Origin of the sequence: Hespellia stercorisuis DSM 15480 (assembly GCF_900142165.1) — a bacterium.
GTDB lineage: Bacteria > Bacillota > Clostridia > Lachnospirales > Lachnospiraceae > Hespellia > Hespellia stercorisuis.
Genome location: NZ_FQZY01000142.1, coordinates 1 through 2,095, shown reverse-complemented (window position 1 = coordinate 2,095; position 2,095 = coordinate 1). Strand labels below are relative to the sequence as shown.

Here is a 2,095-nt window from a genome sequence, read left to right as displayed (position 1 = left end):
TTACCGAAATAATATCGCAAAACAGGTTTTAAAAATTCTCTGTTTTGTACAAAAATTAATTAGTTCCCCAAGGGGGTTCTGAACAGTTACGAAATGTTCTTAAATAGAATTCTGATTGAAAAAACGGTCATTTTTTCATATTAATCAATCTGCTATATGCACGGCTGTCCTTCTTCATATAAAATGCAGTCATTGCATCATTAAGCATATATTCCACTGAGTGCGCTCTTGGGAAAATATAAGCGTATTCCTCCGCAACTTTTCTTATGTCTTCTGGTATATCAAATTTCTTCCATTCGTCCTGATACTTCTGATTACAAGATATTGCCTTTCCTCTGCGGATAAATTCAGCTATAGCGAAAGCTTTTTCACGTTCCATTCCAGCATTTAACAAGGCTTCAAAAAAGTCTTCTCTAGTGTAACATTGCACTGAAACAAACTCTTTCTTATCTTTCAGTTTCCTCAATACTTCTGTTCGGTATGTGCTGTATGTCTTTGCGTTTTTTAATGTGTTATGCGAAAAGCTCTCCAAGTGACACATTTCTGTAAATGTTTTTGGAGTAAACTGGCAAAATAAGCTTACCTGATCTTCCTCATATATTTTGGTATTAATCAGATCCTTGTAGCTAATCGACTTCATGTCCCTTTCACTTATTTCATCCAGGTAAATTCCTGTCTTTCGTTGCATCTCAATTAAATTTTTGATTCGATCAAAAGGCAATAGCTGCACACGCTGCAGTCCACTATCATTTATATCCCAAATATTTCCCGACATGCACTGTTCACCATCATCTAAATACCCCTGCATATTAGGGAAATCGTCCATTGTCTGTCCTTCAGGTAAAATAATATAGCCGGCGTGAATTGTAGAAATATCATGTCCGTTTAGACTTCCCTGCAACATACCCAATGGTACGACCTCATTTTTAGGATAGTTTTTTTCTAAAACTCGTCTGGCAAATGGAAAAAATTCTTCACTTACAGTATAGGTAAATTCTTGGACTTTTTTCCCATCAATGCCCCATACACTTTCTATTGGAATATTGAACCCATTTGATACAAGTAATTCTCCACAATCTGGACATTTTTTGCTTGGAAGATCAATTCCGAATAGTCTTGTATTAGGCACCTCAAAACGCCCACATTTTTCACAATAATAATGAGTTGGTAAAGGATTGAGCAGTGAATTTCTCATCAAATATACGAGGTACGAACCTGCATCTGTACCCCGAAGTATTAGAGTGAGTGAACTTTTTTTGCAACATCCACTGAGCTGCCTAAACAATTCATATTCATCAAGATATTCAGAAGTTTTTAAATATTCTAATTCTTTTTCATATCGTTCCTTCGCAACTTTTGGTATTCCAAATGGATATATTTCAGCAAGTCTTGCATCACACTCCTTTTTTATATTTTCGTAGGCGTTTTTTATATGTGGTATCTTCATTTCTTTTTTCCTCCCTATTTTTGTTTAATCTAATACTATCAAATTGAGGCGCCCAAACATATCCCATCTGCTGTGCCAAAAATAGTACAGCAATTGATTGATTATTGTGTCATATTTTAATATAAAAAACCAACAAAAATCTGATTATCCCCTAAAACACTGTATCTAAAGACATTTACAAAGGATTTCAACCTTGATATTACTACTTATTTACTACTCACGATTGAGCTTTGATACGCTGAAAATCCGAGTTATGCAAAGATATGGTTAAAACACATCAGTATTGAAACATGAAAATTGAATAACGAATATAGTCATAGGAATACCTCAATCGGTGTTCCTTTTCTATTTCAAGCCGTTCAGAAATGGACGGCTATTTTTGTACCCAAAACGAAAGGAGTATTAACATATTATGAAAAAGAAAATAAAGCGATTGCTTACAGGCGTACTTGCCCTAGCAACCGTAGTAACAGCATTACCTGTCTCACAGGTTCATGCGTCAGAAACACAGTATTGGACAGAATCAACCGAGCGTGTCGGTATTATTGAAAAAGTGTAACTGTTCAGAACCCCCTTGGGGAACTAATTAATTTTTGTACAAAACAGAGAATTTTTAAAACCTGTTTTGCGATATTATTTCGGTAATTG

Annotated in this window: 2 protein-coding genes; one reads left to right on the top strand and one right to left on the bottom strand. The window is 35.0% G+C overall.

All coding sequences use genetic code 11. From position 1 onward, the window contains the following. Positions 1–127: 127 nt before the first annotated feature. The gene (locus tag BUB85_RS20760) at positions 128–1,447 is read right to left on the bottom strand and encodes a PolC-type DNA polymerase III family protein (protein WP_073113367.1); all 1,320 of its coding nucleotides are present in this window, start codon (positions 1,445–1,447) and stop codon (positions 128–130) included. Between the two features lie 412 nt (positions 1,448–1,859). Here BUB85_RS20760 and BUB85_RS21655 point away from each other — a divergent pair, with 412 nt between their 5' ends. Continuing rightward, positions 1,860–2,006: a hypothetical protein gene (locus BUB85_RS21655; RefSeq protein ID WP_159434696.1), complete on the top strand. Its 147-nt coding sequence runs from the start codon at positions 1,860–1,862 to the stop codon at positions 2,004–2,006. Positions 2,007–2,095: the final 89 nt, after the last annotated feature.

Bases quoted from the DNA above. Each gene is read 5' to 3' on its own strand.
- BUB85_RS20760 (WP_073113367.1), bottom strand. From the start codon at position 1,447: ATGAAGATACCACATATAAAAAACGCCTACGAAAATATAAAAAAGGAG.
- BUB85_RS21655 (WP_159434696.1), top strand. From the start codon at position 1,860: ATGAAAAAGAAAATAAAGCGATTGCTTACAGGCGTACTTGCCCTAGCA.